Annotated in this window: 14 protein-coding genes; 7 read left to right on the top strand and 7 right to left on the bottom strand. The window is 67.3% G+C overall.

Going from position 1 to position 15232, the window contains the following annotated elements:
* Window positions 1–9 precede the first annotated feature (9 nt).
* Window positions 10–612: a 2-hydroxychromene-2-carboxylate isomerase gene (locus H261_RS14435; protein WP_008618852.1), complete on the top strand. Its 603-nt coding sequence runs from the start codon at window positions 10–12 to the stop codon at window positions 610–612.
* A 111-nt stretch (window positions 613–723) separates the two neighbouring features.
* Window positions 724–1152, top strand: a complete 429-nt coding sequence (locus H261_RS14430) for a flagellar biosynthesis repressor FlbT (protein ID WP_008618850.1) — start codon at window positions 724–726, stop codon at window positions 1150–1152.
* A gap of 41 nt (window positions 1153–1193) precedes the next feature.
* Here H261_RS14430 and H261_RS14425 read toward each other — a convergent pair whose 3' ends face one another.
* The 5 genes from H261_RS14425 to H261_RS14405 are packed head-to-tail and all read right to left on the bottom strand — an operon-like array spanning window position 1194 to window position 7949.
* Window positions 1194–3332 (bottom strand): flagellin, encoded by a 2139-nt coding sequence (locus H261_RS14425; protein WP_008618843.1) that lies wholly within the window; start codon window positions 3330–3332, stop codon window positions 1194–1196.
* Window positions 3333–3344: 12 nt separating this feature from the next.
* Window positions 3345–5921 (bottom strand): flagellar hook-associated protein FlgK, encoded by a 2577-nt coding sequence (flgK, locus tag H261_RS14420; RefSeq protein ID WP_008618842.1) that lies wholly within the window; start codon window positions 5919–5921, stop codon window positions 3345–3347.
* 27 nt (window positions 5922–5948) lie between these two features.
* A complete protein-coding gene (locus H261_RS14415) occupies window positions 5949–6449 on the bottom strand; it encodes a flagellar protein FlgN (RefSeq protein ID WP_008618838.1) in 501 nt (166 codons plus the stop codon).
* 1 nt (window position 6450) lies between these two features.
* On the bottom strand, window positions 6451–6774 hold the full coding sequence (locus tag H261_RS14410; RefSeq protein ID WP_008618837.1) for a rod-binding protein: 324 nt from the start codon (window positions 6772–6774) through the stop codon (window positions 6451–6453).
* Entirely contained in the window at window positions 6774–7949 is a 1176-nt protein-coding gene (locus tag H261_RS14405; RefSeq protein ID WP_008618835.1) for a flagellar basal body P-ring protein FlgI, read from the bottom strand. Before H261_RS14405 ends, H261_RS14410 begins: the two co-directional genes overlap by 1 nt.
* Before the next feature lie 256 nt (window positions 7950–8205).
* On the opposite strand from H261_RS14405, the gene H261_RS14400 reads away from it, so the two are divergent.
* Together H261_RS14400 and dksA are read left to right on the top strand one after the other, a co-directional pair.
* On the top strand, window positions 8206–8637 hold the full coding sequence (locus tag H261_RS14400) for a flagellar assembly protein FliX (protein ID WP_008618834.1): 432 nt from the start codon (window positions 8206–8208) through the stop codon (window positions 8635–8637).
* A gap of 128 nt (window positions 8638–8765) precedes the next feature.
* Window positions 8766–9182, top strand: a complete 417-nt coding sequence (gene dksA / locus H261_RS14395; protein WP_008618832.1) for an RNA polymerase-binding protein DksA — start codon at window positions 8766–8768, stop codon at window positions 9180–9182.
* Window positions 9183–9346: 164 nt separating this feature from the next.
* Here the strand turns inward: dksA and H261_RS14390 are convergent, their stop codons facing one another.
* Window positions 9347–10144 carry a division plane positioning ATPase MipZ gene (locus H261_RS14390; RefSeq protein WP_008618829.1) on the bottom strand — a complete coding sequence of 266 codons (798 nt, stop codon included), beginning with the start codon at window positions 10142–10144 and terminating at the stop codon, window positions 9347–9349.
* Window positions 10141–12186, bottom strand: a complete 2046-nt coding sequence (locus H261_RS14385; RefSeq protein ID WP_008618828.1) for a molybdopterin oxidoreductase family protein — start codon at window positions 12184–12186, stop codon at window positions 10141–10143. Before H261_RS14385 ends, H261_RS14390 begins: the two co-directional genes overlap by 4 nt.
* Window positions 12187–12315: 129 nt before the next feature.
* On the opposite strand from H261_RS14385, the gene H261_RS14380 reads away from it, so the two are divergent.
* The 3 genes from H261_RS14380 to H261_RS14370 form a co-directional block, all read left to right on the top strand.
* On the top strand, window positions 12316–13440 hold the full coding sequence (locus H261_RS14380; protein ID WP_008618827.1) for an NAD(P)/FAD-dependent oxidoreductase: 1125 nt from the start codon (window positions 12316–12318) through the stop codon (window positions 13438–13440).
* Window positions 13437–14654: a hypothetical protein gene (locus H261_RS14375; RefSeq protein ID WP_008618826.1), complete on the top strand. Its 1218-nt coding sequence runs from the start codon at window positions 13437–13439 to the stop codon at window positions 14652–14654. The genes H261_RS14380 and H261_RS14375 overlap by 4 nt, the downstream gene beginning before the upstream one ends.
* 9 nt (window positions 14655–14663) lie before the next feature.
* A partial coding sequence (locus H261_RS14370; protein WP_008618825.1) for an AMP-binding protein occupies window positions 14664–15232 on the top strand: 569 nt, incomplete at its 3' end.

The raw sequence follows: 15232 nt of genomic DNA, 5'->3' as shown, positions 1-15232 counted from the left end.
GAGTGGGCCATGGCCGCACCGGTTGAGTTCTATTTCGATTTCGCCTCGCCCTACGGCTATTTCGCCGCCCAGGAGGTGGACGGGCTGGTGGCCGGCTTCGGCCGCGAGGTGGCGTGGAAGCCGATCATGATCGGCTCGGCCTTCAAGGCCTCGGGCAACCTGCCGCTGGTCAGCCAGCCGCTGAAGGGCGACTACGCCCGCCACGACTGGGAGCGTCTGGCCCGGCTGATGGCGGTTCCCTACCGGCTGCCCGATCCCTTCCCGGTTCCCGCCCTGCCGCCGTCGCGGGCCTATTGGTGGCTGGAATCCAGGGACCAGGATCTGGCCAGGAGTTATGCCCGCGCCGTCTATCTGGCCTATTTCGCCGAGAACATGGACATCTCCAGCCTGGAGGTGGCCTGCGCCCTGGGGGTGCCGCTGGGCATCGACCCGGACGAGATGGCCGCCGCCGCCCAGGCGCCCCAGTGGAAAGCCCGCCTGAAGGACGAGACCGAGGCGGCCATCGCCAAGGGGGTGTTCGGCTCGCCGTTCTTCCTGGTGGACGGCGAAGGGTTCTGGGGCTCCGACCGATTGTGGATGTTACGGAGCTGGCTGGAAAAGGGTGGCTGGTGACCTAAATAAGCGGTAAGGCTTGGAACCGAGGTTGGGCCATACTTACCGAAGATTGCCTGGGATAAGGCTTGCTGCCATTGTCCCCGCCTTGAAAGAACGGAGTGCGTTGCGTTGCCGCTTATCATCGATCTGAAGCCGGGCGAGAAGCTCATCATCAACGGCGCGGTGCTGGAAAATGCCAGTTCCAACACCAAGGTGCGGGTGCTGAACGACTGCTCGATCCTGCGTCAGAAGGAGATCCTGTCGGATTCCGATAGCGTGACTCCGGCCTCCCGGGTCTATTTCGCCCTGCAATGCGCCTATATCTTTCCGACCAAGCGCGGCGAGTACCTGCGTATGTTCAACCACTATCTCGACAGCTATGTGGAGGCCTGCCCCAGCGCCGCCCCGATCAAGGACGAGATCGGCGAGGCGGTGGCCGAGGGCCATTACTACAAGGCGCTGAAATCCACCCGCCACCTGCTGGAGCACGAGACCAAGGTGCTCGGCTCGCTGCAGACCGTGGCCGTGGCCGAGGACGCGGTCGCCGCCCAGGACTGACGCCGGGGCGGCGGGAGAGGGGGCGGCCGCGGCGCCGCGCGTTACTTCAGATAGGTCAGCAGCGACAGGCTCCGCACCTGGGCCAGCGCCTGATAGCTGGCCTCCAGCGCCGTCTGGTCGGACAGCAGCTTGGTGACCGCCTCGGTCTGGTCGACCTGGGCGATGTCGGCCACCCGCTGGTTCAGAAAACCGATGAACTGGTTGTGCTTCTCGTTCTTCAGCGAGATGGTCTTGCGGGTGCTGTTGATCAGGCTGGCCGCCGACTTGACGTCGCCGGCCTTCTCCGCGCCGAAGGGCGGCGTGCCGGAGGCCGGTGATTCCAGGGCGTCGTTGATCAGGAACAGCGCCTGGCCGATGCGTTCCTGGTGGGCGTCCAGTCCGCCGGCGGTGCCGAACGTCCCCTGGGCGATCAGGCCCAGGGCGCGCATGGCCTTCTCGAAGGCCGGGTCAGAGGCATAGATGCCCACGTCCACGCTGCGGTCGATATCGACGCGGTGCTGCAGCTGCAGGGTGTCGCCCTTGTACCAGCTCTCCGAGTTGATCTTGGTGCCGGTGGACAGGGTCTCGGTGGTCAGGCTGGCGCTGGCGATCTCGATATAGCCGCCGGTATTGGCCACCACCTTGTAGACCCCGTCGTTGACTCCGGTGGTGCTCTTCAGGGTGATGATGCTGTCGACGGCCGGATAGGGATTGCCGCCCTCGTCCTCGAAGCCGTCGGCGTCGGGTGAGGTGATGCGCTCGCCCAGCGTGCCGGTGGAACTGAAGTCCAGCGAGGTGAAGTGGGTGGAATTCCGGACGGCCGTGGTTCCGGTATTGGGGTCGAGGAACGACATCTCCACATCGGTACGGCCGGTCTGCGGCAGGAACTGGGCCACCCGCGCCCCTTCGGGATTGAGCACGAAGGACACCGAGGTGGCGGTGGCGTTGGTCACCGTGAAGGTGCCGTTGTGGCTGGCGGTGCCGCCCAGGGCAAGCTGGTCGCCGACGTTGACGCCGGCGAAATCCACCGTGGCGCCGCTGGCCGCCGTCAGGGTGACGGTGGTCAGGCCGGTGACCGCCGAACTGGTGGTGGTGAAGTTCAGCGTGCCGGCGGTGGCCGGGCTGCCCATGGCGCCGCCGTTGACCCCGAAGGTGATGTCGGTCGAGGCGACCGATTCCTCGGCGGCCGGGCCGAAATTGGTCTTGAAGTTGACCACGCCGTTCTTGTTGCTGATGACCTCGTAGGAACCCTCGTAGCCGGTGGTGAGGGCGCCGTTGGACAGGTCCGGCGCGATGGTGAACTTGGTGCCGATGGTCAGGTTGGACAGCGATCCGGCGGTGTCGGCGGTCATCTTCATGGTGCCGTCGGTGGCGAAGCTGAAGTTCAGCCCGGTGGTGGCGGCGGCCAGGATGTTGCTGGGCGTCGAGCCGTAGCTGATGACGTTGGTGGTGGTGCTGCCCTCGGCCAGCGGGTTGCCGGCCACGTCGCACATGGCCTTGGACTTGATGGTGAAGTCGCCGTTGTTGCTGGGCGATGCGGTGCTGTCCGAGACGGTGATGCGCGACCCGGCATGGATGGTCTTGAACGCGTCCGAACGGGCCGAGGTGATCACCCCGTTGGCGCCGTTGAAGCTCATGGCCGTGGCTTCCAGGTTGGAGAGGGACACCTCCTGGAGGTCGGCGTTGCGGGTGGTGGAAAAGGTGTTGATGGCGCCGTCGTAGAGTTTCTGGAACTGGCTCAGGCTGGCGGCGGGCAACTGGACGGGCACCTCGGACACCCGGCCGCCCGAGAACAGGTACTGGCCGTTGACGTTGGTCCCCAGGTCGGCCTGCATGGTCTGCATGGTCTCGAAGGCGACCTTCTGGATGCTCTTGATGTTCAGCTCGTTCTTCGGATTGTTCTGCCGGAACGATTCCAGCGAGTTGCGGAAGATGGTCAGCGTCTTCTTCACGCCGTCGATGGCGGTGGTGGCGGCCTCGAGCTTGGTGCTCCAGACATTGTTGTTGTCGATGAAGCGCTTGGCGATGGCCTGCTCGTTCTCGAAATTGATGACCGTGTTGGCCCCCGAGGCGATGCCGTCGTAGGTCTGCGACTTCAGCTTGGTGGTGACCTGGATCTGCTCGGTCTGAATCCGCGTCTGGATATCGAGGATCCGGTTGACGTAGGCGGTATTGGCGCCAAGCGTGCCGATGCGGGTCATGATCGGCCTCCCTTACTTCACGATATTGACGAGGATATCCAGCATTTCCTGCAGCGTCGAGATCACCTTGGCCGACGCGGAATAGGCCTGCTGGAAGTTGATCATATTGGCGACCTCTTCGTCCAGGTTCACGCCGCTGGTCGAGGCGTACTGGGAATTGAGCGCCTGGCCCAGCGTGGTCTGGTAGTCCAGCCGGTCCTTGGAATGGGAGGCGTCGGTGGACACCTGGGCGATGGAGGCGGCGGCGTGCTCGGCGAAGTTGTAGCTGCCGGCGTACAGGCTGCCCGCCGTCGCCATCTGGATCTTGGAGGACATGGCGCCGCCCAGCGCCAGGGCGGTGGTGTTGTCGCCCTCGGACAGGAAGTACTTGCCGAGGTCGGTGTTGTACTGCATGGCGCCGCGGCTGACCTTGGCCGGCGAGCCCTGGATGTCGGTGCGCACCTCGATGACGCCCGCCTTGCGGGTCGAGGCGGTGTGCATGCTCAGCTCGGTGATGAAGCTGCCGGACGGCGTCAGGTTGTCGGGGGTGGCGCCCAGAAACAGCTCGCGGTCGGAGGTCTGGCGGATGCGCAGGCGGTAGCCGAACCCCTCGGGGATCACCGAGGCCTCGACCAGCTGGGATTGCTGCAGGCCGAGATGGGCTTCCATGTCCGAGGTGCCGATGGTGCCGCCGCTGACGCCGACCTCCAGCGGAACGCCCCGGCTGTCCCAGATGCGCAGGCGGTAGGCGTTGGGGCCTTCCTGCACGGCGGCGGCCTGGGCCGAGGTGCCCTTGGCGTTGATGGCGTCGGCGATGTCCTTCAGCGTGATGACGCCGGCCCCGATGGTCAGCTGGGTCACCTGGCCGTTGGCGTCGTTGATGGTGATGGAGGTCGCCGCGGTGGTGGTCATCGACGAACTGGACAGGGTGGCGGATTCGTTGGTCTGGGTCTGGGCGTTGATCTTCTTGGCGATGTCGTAGAGCGACGAGCCGGCCGCCATGGCGATGGTGTTGCCGATCTTGCCGGTGGGGTCGCTGATGGTGAAGCTGCGCGCCGTGCTGAGCGTGAAGTCCTGGGCGACCACGTCGGAATCCAGCAGCGAGTTGGGCACCGTGGTGGTGAAGAAGTCGTTGAGGCCGAAGAAGTTGGCGAAGCCCGCCACCTGCTTGTCGGCCTTGTTGTCGCCGTCCACGTCGAAATTGATGCGGGCGTCGGTGGCGTCCGATCCGGCGGCGGTGGCCTCCTGGTCGCGGAAGGCCAGGGTGACGGCGGGGACGCCGGTGTCGAGGACCAGGGTGCCGGTGGTGACCGAGGCGCTGGCCGAGGTCATCAGGTTGCCCTGGTAGCTCTGCTGGCGCATCCAGCTTTGGATCTTGGCGGCCACGTCGGTCATCTTGACGCCCAGCGTGGCGGCATCGTCCGACATGTCCAGCGCGGTGGCGGCGCCGGCGGCGTCGGTATAGCTGGTGCTGCTCATGATGGTGCGCAGGGTGGTGGAGGCGACCTGGTCGCCGTCGGTGTCGAACAGGGCGATGGTGGTGTCGTCGTCGCCCGAGAACCAGATGCGCTGGGGGTTCGAGCCGTTGAGCGTCGGGTTGTTGGGATCGACCAACTGGCGGGTGCCCACCATCTTGGAATTCTGGGTGGGGAAGACGGTGCCGCGGTTGTGGACCTGGTTGATGGTGTCCTTCAGCTTGGCGGCGACCTCGTCCATCTGGGCCTGGAGATTGGGGATGATGGTGTCGCGCACGTCCAGCAGGGCGCGCAGCTGGCCGTCGTTGATGTCGTCGCCGATATCGAGGGCGTCCGAGGTGCTGAGCGTCAGTTCGTTGAAATTGCCGCCGGCCGCCGTCATCCAGGCGTCGGTGATGGTGGTGGACACATGGGTCATGACGGCGGGGCCCTTGTCCACCAGGGTCTTGCCGGTCTTGGTATAGACGCCGATCGACCCGTCGCCGCGCTCGAAGTACTGGATGTCCATGTACTTGGACAGCGAGGTCAGCGCGTTGTCGCGCTTGTCCTGAAGGTCGCCGATATCGCCGCCGATGGCGTTGTTGCGGACGATCTTCTGGTTGAGGTCGAAGATGTCCTCCAACTGCTTGTTGACCAGACCCGTGGTGTCCTGGATGGCCCGGTCGGCCTCCAGCCGCAGGTTCTGCATGTGGTAGGTCATCTCGTTGAACTGGCCGGTCATGTCCTTGGCGGTCTGGACCACGGAGGACTGGAAGGCCGGGGTGTTGACCTGGGTGGCCAGGGTCTCGAACGACGCCTGCAGCTGCTCGATCTGATGCGAGATGGAATTGGACTTGCCCACCGTGCCGAACAGGTCCTGGACACGCGGGTAATAGGTCTGGGTGACGTCCAGCGCCCCCTGGGTGGCGGTCTGGCGGCGGATGTCGCGCATCAGGCCTTCATCCACGTTGCGGACCAGGGCGCCCTGCTGCACGCCGGCGCCCACTCCGTTCACCACCCGGGATTCCGGGACCATCTCCTTGCGGACGTAGCCCTTGGTGTTGACGTTGACCACGTTCTGGGAAATGACGTCCAGGCCCTTCTGGTTGGTCAGAAGTCCGGAAAGCGCCGAATTGAGTCCGAGGGTCAGCGACATGATTTCTCTTCCCCGCCTTTGACGGCGTTACAGGGCCTTGTTGAAGGACAGCGAACCGCCGACGCCGGCGGCGGCGTCGAAGATGCCGGCCCTGCCGTAGGCGGTGGTGCTGGTGACGTTCTTCTTGGCGGCGTCGACCATGATGTCCATCACCCGCTGATAGGCCTCCATCTCGGCCTTGAGACGCCGGGCGTTGGTCTCGATCAGCTCGTTGAGCCGGGTGCCGACGGCCGTCAGCATCTCGCGGCGGTCGTCGTCCAGCAGGCCGGCCAGGTCGGGCGCCTCGATCAGGGGCTGGACCGACTGCTCGTAGAGCCGCGCCAGCGCCGCCTTGTTGTCGGCCAGCAGGCGCACCGTCTCGGGGTCGTGGGAGAGCAGCGCCTCGTTCTCGACGTCGAGCAGGTCGCATAGATTGGTGCAGGCGAACAGCAGGTCGTCGTACCAGAACAGTTCGGCTTCGGCCTGGGCGCGGGCCAGCTCGTCGTCGTCGAGGAAGTCGCTTTCGGGGGTGTTGGGGTCGTCGATCATGTCACTGCACCTCCTGATGGCTCAGCAGCATTTTCTGGACGGCGGAGCCGATCCCGATGCCGTTGCCCTTGCTGGCGACCATTTTACCGTATTCGTCCACCAGCAGGGACCGGAACATCTGCTCGCCGCTGCCGCCGCCGAAGATGCCGTCGGTCTTGATGCCTTCGAACATGTGCTGGAACATCTGGCTCATGAACATGGACTCGAACTGGCGGCCGGCCTTGGCGGCCCGCGCGGTGTCGGTGGCTCCCGCCTTGGGCATCCTGACGCCGGGCGCGCCGGTGTCGGTGTAGGGCGTGGCGGTCATGGCGGGCAGGATGCTCATCACAGCACCTCCAGTTCGGCCTGCAGCGCACCCGCCGCCTTGATGGCCTGAAGAATGACGATCAGATCGCGTGGGCCGATGCCGAGGCTGTTCAGGCCCTCCACCAGCTCCTGCAGGGTGACCCGGTGGGCGACCACGGCCAGCTTGTTGCCGGCGCCTTCGTCCACCTCGATGTCGGTGCGCTGCACGGTGGTGGTGGTGCCGGCGTCCGAGAAGGGCGAGGGCTGCGACACCTGCGGCGTCTCGGTGATGCGGATGGTCAGCTGGCCCTGGGCGATGGCCACGGTGCTGATGCGGACGTTCTCGCCCATGACGATGGTGCCCGACACTTCGTCGATCACCACGCGGGCCATCTGGTCGGGCTCGACGCGCAGTTGCTCGACGTCGGTCAGCAGGCCGACCACGTTGCCGCGATAGCCCGCCGGAACCGCGATCTGCACCGTGCCGGGGTCGATGGGCCGCGCCATGTCGCCGCCCAGGAAGGAATTGACCGCCTGGGCGATGCGGCGCGAGGTGGTGAAGTCGGGGTTGCGCAAGGATACCTTGACCGATTCCAGGTGCGACATCTCGAAGGGCAGTTCGCGTTCGACGATGGCGCCGTTGGCGATGCGCCCGGCGGTGGGCACCCCCTTGGTCACCGACGAGCCCGAGGCGCCCGAGGCGGTGAAGCCGCCGGTCGCCACCTGGCCCTGGCCCACGGCATAGACCTCGCCGTCGGCGCCGATCAGCGGGGTGACCAGCAAGGTGCCGCCGCGAAGGTCCTTGGCGTCGCCCATGGCGGCGACGTTGGTGTCGATGCGGGCGCCCTGGCGGGCGAAGGGCGGCAGCACGGCGGTGACCATGACGGCGGCGACGTTCTTGGGGCTGACCGAGGTGATGGCGCCGGTGCTGTCCCTGATGTTGACGCCGAGGCGTTCCAGCATGCCGGTCAGGCTTTCCTTGGTGAACGGCGCGTTGGTCAGCGAATCGCCGGTACCGTTGAGGCCGACCACCAGGCCGTAGCCCACCAGCATGTTGTCGCGGACCCCTTCGAAATCGGCGATGTCCTTGATGCGCGACGCCCCGAAGGCCTCGGTGGGCATCATCCCCAGCGTCGCGGCCAGCAGCGAGGCGGCCAGCAACAGGGCGCGGATCGGTTCGGCGGTGAACAGGGCTCGGCGGACATTGGGTCTCATGGCGATCTCATCCCAGCGAACTGAATGGGGCCAGCGAACGGAACATGGGTCTGGCGGACATCCTCTTGCGAAACCCGTGCCAAGAGAAAGATCGTTGTATTCCAGGGCGTTGGCGCGGTCATCGCGGCGGGGTGGGCCGATTTGGCCGGGCAGTTAAGGCCCGTCAGCCCGGCAAAACCTGCCCAGTTGACCCGGGGCGCCGGCTCTGGCGAAATAACGCCTGTCGTAGTCCGGCCCAACCGGGTAGAATCGGGACATGAAGATTTCAGGCGTGGGCTCCAAGGGTGCCGTCTCCGGCACCAGGAAGTCCGAAAGTTCAGGCGCCAAGGGCGAGTTCAAGAAGGCTCTCATCGAATCCATGGATTCGATGGAGGAGGCGCATGCCGTCGAGGCTCCGGTGGGCATGACCGGCATCGACGCCCTTCTGGTGGTGCAGCAGGTGGACAATTCCGTCGAGCGCGAGGCGCGGCGCCGGCTGGTCCGTCGGGGTGAGGAATTGCTGGACGGGCTCGAGGAACTGCGCCACGGCCTTTTGATGGGCGAAATTCCCACCAGCCGGATGATGAATCTGGCCCAGAATGTGCGGGCCCGGCGCGAGAATTGCGCCGATCCGCGTCTGGCGGCGATCCTTGACGAGATCGAACTCCGCGTCGAGGTTGAACTGGCCAAACTGTCGCAACGCGGCTGATTTTCCTGTCACCAGCGGATTTTACCCTTCGGCGGGGGGCCGGAATGCAAGACGGCCCTTGCGGGGGTGCGCCTCGATCCATATATTGCGCTGCGACTTGAACCCCGAGCAGGAATTCGAGGGATCGTATGAACGTCACGTTGCCGCCGGACTATGTTCCGTCCGAGGACGAGCCCTTCATGAGCGACACCATGAAGGAGTATTTCCGTCAGAAGCTGCTGCGGTGGCGGGCCGAACTCCTCCGGGAATCCGATGAGACGCTCCAGCATCTGCAAGAAGGCGGCATGCAGGAGCCCGACATCGCCGACCGCGCCTCGGCCGAGGCCGACCGCGCCCTGGAGCTTCGCACCCGCGACCGCGAGCGCAAGTTGATCTCCAAGATCGACGCCGCCATCGGCCGGGTGGCCGACGGCTCCTACGGCTATTGCGAGGAGACGGGCGAGCCCATCTCCATCCGCCGTCTGGAGGCCCGCCCCATCGCCACCCTGTCCATCGAGGCGCAGGAGCGTCACGAGCGGCTGGAGCGCACCCATCGGGAGGACTGATCCTTCCTGGATAAGAAATACGGCTGCCAATGCCCCGCCCTCGGCGGGGCATTTTTCATTGGAAGCGGGCGGGCGCCTCCGCGCCCATGCCTCCCGCGCCATAAGGCGCGCGGCCCCTTGGGCCTATCCAACCCGCGATGAGTTTTACTCAACGCAGGTTGGCATTACCCCGCCGCCGCACTCACCCCGATGGCATCGACCAGGGTGCGCAGCTCCTGGCGGGCGGCCACGTGGCTCATGTTGAAATCGAAGCCCAGCGGCTTCTTCTTCAGGTCGATCAGGGTCAGGCCTTCCAGGAACATGGAGCGGTAGATCACCCGCTCGCCCAGGCCGGGAATGATCCGGAAGCCGACCCGCTTCGACAGCTCGGCCAGCAGCTTCTCCATGTCGCGCTTGTTGCGGGCGTCCAGGGTGGACAGGCGGTTCCGGAGCACGATCCAGTCCACCACCGCCTTCTCACCGCGCATGGCGCGGGCTTTCTTGGTCTCCCACACCATCTCGGCATAATGGCTGGGGCGGCGGATCTTCATGGTTCCCGGTTCGACCAGGGCCAGCACGTCCAGGTCCACCAGCGAGTCGTTCAGGGGCGTCACCAGGGTGTCGGCGAAGGAATGGCCCAGGCGCGACATGGGATGGTCGCTGCCCGGCGTGTCGATCACCACCACGTCGTGGCGGGCGGCGAAGTCCCGGAACGCCTCCTCCAGCCGGGCGCAATCGGCGGCTCCGTCGCCGGTGGGGGGGATGGCCACGTGCTCGGGCAGCGGCAGGTCCAGCTCCGCCCGGTCCCGGCGGGCCGCCCGGTTGCCGACATAGCGGGTCAGCGTCGCCTGGCGGGCGTCGACGTCGATACTGCCCACCGACAGGCCCCGGTCCAGCAGGCTGACGATCAGGTGCATGGAGATGGTGGACTTGCCGGTGCCGCCCTTCTCGTTGCCGACGACGATGACGTGGGCTTTCTTCATGACGGCTCCACCTGTTTCAGCCAGACCTTGGTGTCGTGGAAGACGGCGCCGCCGCCCGGCAGGGCGGGGTCGGCGCTGGTCAGGAAATTGACGCCCTTGCCGCCCGGGAAGAACTCGTCGGGCCAGATGCCCTCCACCGCCGCCACGCCCCTGGCGATGCCGGGGAAGGATTGGACGTGGACGGTGATCTCCGCCTTGGAATTGCCGATGGACACCAATCCGCCCTCGGTCAAGCCCAGGGCGGCGCAGTCGTCGGGGTGGAGCAGGGCGGTGGGCCGCCCGGCTTGGGTCCGCGAGGTGGGCATTTCGGTGAAGCTGGTGTTGAGGAAGTGCCGCGACGGCGGCGTGATCAGGCGGAAGGGGTGGTCCTCGTCCGCCGCGTCGGTGACCGCCAGATGGTCGGGCAGTTCCGGCAGTCCCTCGGCCCCCCAGTCGGGGGCGAAGCGGAAGCGGCCGTCCTCGTGGCCGAAGCCCGAGAGGAAATGGGCGTCCTCGAACACCTTGGCGCAGTCCAGCCCGCCCAGCGCATGCAGCTCGTCGGCGCCCGGCAGGTCGGATGCCGCCAGCACCTGGTCGATCATCTCCCACTCGTCCATCTCGAAGCCGGGGTGGATCGCCCCCAGCCGCGACGCCAGGTCGGCGATCACCCGGTGGTTGGGGCACGACTGGCCGATGGGGGGAATCACCGGCTTGGCCACCTGCAGGAAGGTATGGCCGTAGCTGGTGTAGAGGTCGGCATGCTCCATGCTGGTGGTGGCGGGCAGCACGATGTCGGCGAGGCGCGCCGTCGCCGTCATGAACTGCTCGTGCACGGCCAGGAACAGGTCGTCGCGCAGCATTCCCCGGCGCACCAGCCCGCTGTCGGGGGCGACGGCGGCGGGATTGGAATTCTGCACCAGCATGGCGGTGACCGGCGGGCCGCCGGCCAGATCCTTCGGGTCGCCGGTCAGCACCGGGCCGATGCGGCTCATGTCCAGGGTGCGCACCTTGGGAGCGGGCACGTCGAGGCCGTCCAGCAGGGTGCGGCGAAGGTCGAATACCCCGCCCATGCTTTGGTTGGCGCCGCCCCCCCTGTGCCGCCACGCCCCCGAGACGGCGGGCAGGCACGACACGGCATGGACGTTGACCGAGCCGTTGCGCGACCGGGAATAGCCGTAGCCCGAGCGCAGATAGGCGCGTTTGGTGGTGCCGTAGAGCCGGGCGAAGGCCTCGATCTCCTCGGCGGCGAGGCCGGTGATGGCGGCGGCCCATTGCGGCGTGCGGCTCTCCAGATGCCTCTCCAGCCGCTCGGGGCAATCGGTGTAGCGCGCCATATAGGCGCGGTCGGCCAGATCGTCGCGGAACATCACATGCATCACGGCGCAGGCCAGGGCGCCGTCGGTGCCGGGACGCAGCATCAGGTGCCGGTCGGCCTTTTCCGCCGTGGGGGTGCGGTAGGGATCGACCACCACCAGCTTTGCGCCGCGCTGCTTGCGCGCCTGGGAGATCAGCCCCATCAGGTGCACCTGGGTGGCGGCCGGGTTGGCGCCCCAGATGACGATCAGGTCGCTTTCGGGAATTTCGCGCGGGTCCACGCCCCACTTGGCGCCGGTGCCCGCCACCCAGCCGGTGCTGGCCGAGGTGGAACAGATGGTCTTGGCCTGGTTGGAATAGCCCATGACGCGGCGCAGCCGGTTGATGGCCGATTGCTGCACGTGGCCCATGGTGCCGGCATAGAAATAGGGCCACACCGTTTGCGGCCCCAGGCGAGCCGCCGCCTCCTTGAAGCGCGAAGCGATCTCGTCCTGCGCCTCGTCCCACGAGATGGGGGCGAAGCGGCCTTCGCCCTTGGCGCCCAGGCGCCTCAGCGGGGTGGTCAGGCGGTCAGGATGGTGCACCCGCTCGGCATAGCGCGCCACCTTGGCGCAGACCACGCCGTCGGTATAGGGCAGGTCGCCGCCATGCACCCGGCCGATGCGGCCCGGCCCGGGCAGTTCGACCACCAGCGGGCAGGCGCTGGGGCAGTCGTGGGGGCAGACGGAAGTGGCGGTGTCGACGGTCACGGGCGGGCTTGTCCGGCAATGGTGCGGTGCGGCGGAGTCTAGCGGCGGCGGGGCACGGGTGCAACGGCGATGCGCCTTTAACCCTTGATCCTCCGATGCTATTCTCCGCGACATCTAGATGGTTCCGTTGTGGGGAAGAACAAGGTGTTGACCGAAGCTGCCGCCGAGCGGGTCGATTGCGTGGTGATCGGGGCCGGAGTGGTCGGGCTGGCCGTGGCCCGCGCCCTGGCCCAGGCCGGCCGCGAGGTGGTCGTCCTCGAGGCCGAGGGCGCCATCGGCACCGGCATCTCGTCGCGCAATTCCGAGGTCATCCACGCCGGCATGTACTATCCGGCGGGCAGCCGGAAGGCGCGGCTGTGCGTGGCCGGCAACCGCATGCTGCGCGACTACGCCGCCAGCCGGGGGGTGCCCCACAAGGTGACGGGCAAGCTGATCGTCGCCACCAGCGAGGCCGAGGCGGCGCAGCTGGACGGCATTCTTGAAAAGGGCCGGGCCAACGGCGTCGAGGGGCTGGCCCCGGTTTCCGCCGCCCAGGCCCGCGAGATGGAGCCCGACCTCGATTGCGTGGCGGCGCTGCTGTCGCCCGCCACCGGCATCATCGACACCCATGGGCTGATGCTGTCGCTGCTGGGTGAGGCCGAGGGGCGGGGCGCCGCCCTGGCGCTGAAATCGCCGGTGACCGGCGGGCGTCCCACCGATAGCGGCATGCTGCTCGCGGTGGGCGGCGCCGAGCCGGCCACCCTGCTGGCGCGCCGGGTGGTGCTGGCCGCCGGCCTCGCCGCGCCGCGCCTGGGGGCCGCCCTGGGGCTGGCCAACGTGCCGCCGGCTCATTTGTGCAAGGGCAATTACTTCACCCTGTCGGGGCGCACGCCGTTCTCGCGCCTGATCTATCCGGTGCCGGTGGCCGCCGGGCTTGGGGTGCATCTCACCCTGGACCTGGGCGGGCGGGCGCGCTTCGGCCCCGACGTGGAATGGGTGACGGAAGAGGATTACCGCGTCGATGCCCGGCGGGGGGATTCGTTCTACGCCGCCATCCGCCGCTATTGGCCCGGCCTGCCCGACGGCGCGCTAGAGCCCGCCTATGCCGGCATCCGCCCGAAGATCACCGCGGAAGGGGAGCCGGCCGCCGATTTTCTCATCCATGGCCCCGCCGAGACCGGTTTGCCCGGCGTGGCGGCGCTCTATGGCATCGAGAGTCCGGGGCTGACCTCCAGCCTCGCCATCGCCAAGCATGTGGGGGAGTTGCTGGCATGATCAAACGCCTGATCGCCTTGGCGGTATTGCTGGGCGCCGCCTCGCCGGCCCTGGCGCTCGACCGGCCCCGCGATTTCGCGCCGCCGCCGCCCAGCATGATCCCCAATTTCCGCGAGCAGACCCGCGACGTGGTCATCGAGCTGGGCACCTACGCCAAGAAGCGCAATCCCGCCTTCCAGGTGTTGATGCGCGGCGGCGACGAACTGCTGGTCAAGGGCGAACTGGAGATGGAGTGGGACGACCTGCACGATCCCACCGGCGCCAACTTCATCAAGCGTCCGCCCTTGCGCTCGGTGTTCCGGCCGCTGGTCAAGGTGCTGGACGGCGTCGTCATGGACGGTCTGTATTGCGGCCCCTACGCCTTCGACAAGCCCCTGGACGAGGTGATCAAGGCGCGGCGCGCCCTGGACGCCGAACTGGAGGCCGAGAGGAGGCGCGGCGTCCACCGCCCGCCGGTGGCGGTGGAGATGGGCCCCTTCAGCAACGATCCCGCCGAGGAACTGCGCAAGTACAACGACCTGAAGCAGAAGCAGGCCCGCGCCGAGATCCAGCGGCGCGCCACCTATGCCCTGGACGCCATCCGCTCCGAGGGCCGCAACGTGCTGGCCGTCGAGATGTGCGACGACAAGGGGGGGATGGAGGCCGCCTACAAATCCGCCATCCGGGACAAGGTCACCCCCTATGCCAAGATCGGCGGCGGCCCGCTGGAGGAGACGCCGCGCGCCCATCCCGCCTTCGAGAACGCCAAGGAAATCCTGACCGTCGCCCATGCCCGCAACTGGCTGCCGGTGCTGCGCTCCGACAAGTTCGGCACCAAGGGCAAGTTCGTCGAGGCGGTCGGCGAGACCAATTACGACATCGTGCTGGTGGACGTGGCGCACCGCTCCAGCGAATTGCTGGTCAAGGCCGACATCCAGCGCCTGAAGTACAAGAAGCTGGGGCCGCGCCGGCTGGTCTTCGCGGTGATGCCGCTGGGTCGCGCCTATGACTGGCGCTGGTACTGGATGAAGGGCTGGGAGGTGGGCAATCCCGCCTTCCTCTACGCCCTGGACGAGGGGCCGGGCGCCTTCGTCACCGACCTGGGCAGCGGCGAATGGCGCGGCATGCTGGGCAAGTATCTGGCCGGCATCATGGATCTGGGCTTCGACGGCGTGATGTTCGACGACGTCGGCACCTATCTGTGGTTCGAAGAGCTGATGCCGCTGGGTGGGTGAGGACGATCCATGCTGACCGCCAGCCGCAGCTATGAAGAGGCCTGCCGGACCTTCCGCTGGAAGATTCCGGAACGCTACAACCTGGCCTTCGACGTCTGCGACCGCCAGACCATGGCCGGGGCCGACGGCCATCGCACCGCCCTGATCGTCGAGGCCCCGGACGGTGGCGTCGAGCGCCACACCTTCCACATGCTGCGCCTGTTGTCCAACCGGCTGGCCAACGGGCTGGCCGCCATGGGCGTCGTGCCCGGCGACCGGGTGGCCATGGTGCTGCCCGCCGGGCTGGAGGCGGCGGTGACCCTGCTGGCCGTCACCAAGATGGGTGCCGTGCTGGTGCCGGTGCCGCTCTCGCTGGGGGCCGAGCCCCTGGGCTGGCGACTGGCAGACAGTGGCGCCAGGGTGGCGGTGATCGATCCGGCGGCCGGACCGGCGCTGGACCGCGCCCGCCACCGCCTGCCCGAGTTGGAGCGGGTGCTGGTGGCGGGGGAGGGCGGGGCGCAGGATCTGTGGTCGGTGCTGGAGGCGTCGTCCGACGCCTTCACCCCCCTGGTGACGCCCGCCGACCACCCGGCCTTCAT

Source organism: Paramagnetospirillum caucaseum, from assembly GCF_000342045.1.
Taxonomy (GTDB): domain Bacteria; phylum Pseudomonadota; class Alphaproteobacteria; order Rhodospirillales; family Magnetospirillaceae; genus Phaeospirillum; species Phaeospirillum caucaseum.
The sequence above is the reverse complement of the archived record's forward strand: the minus strand, read 5'-3'. Positions and strand labels throughout refer to the sequence as shown.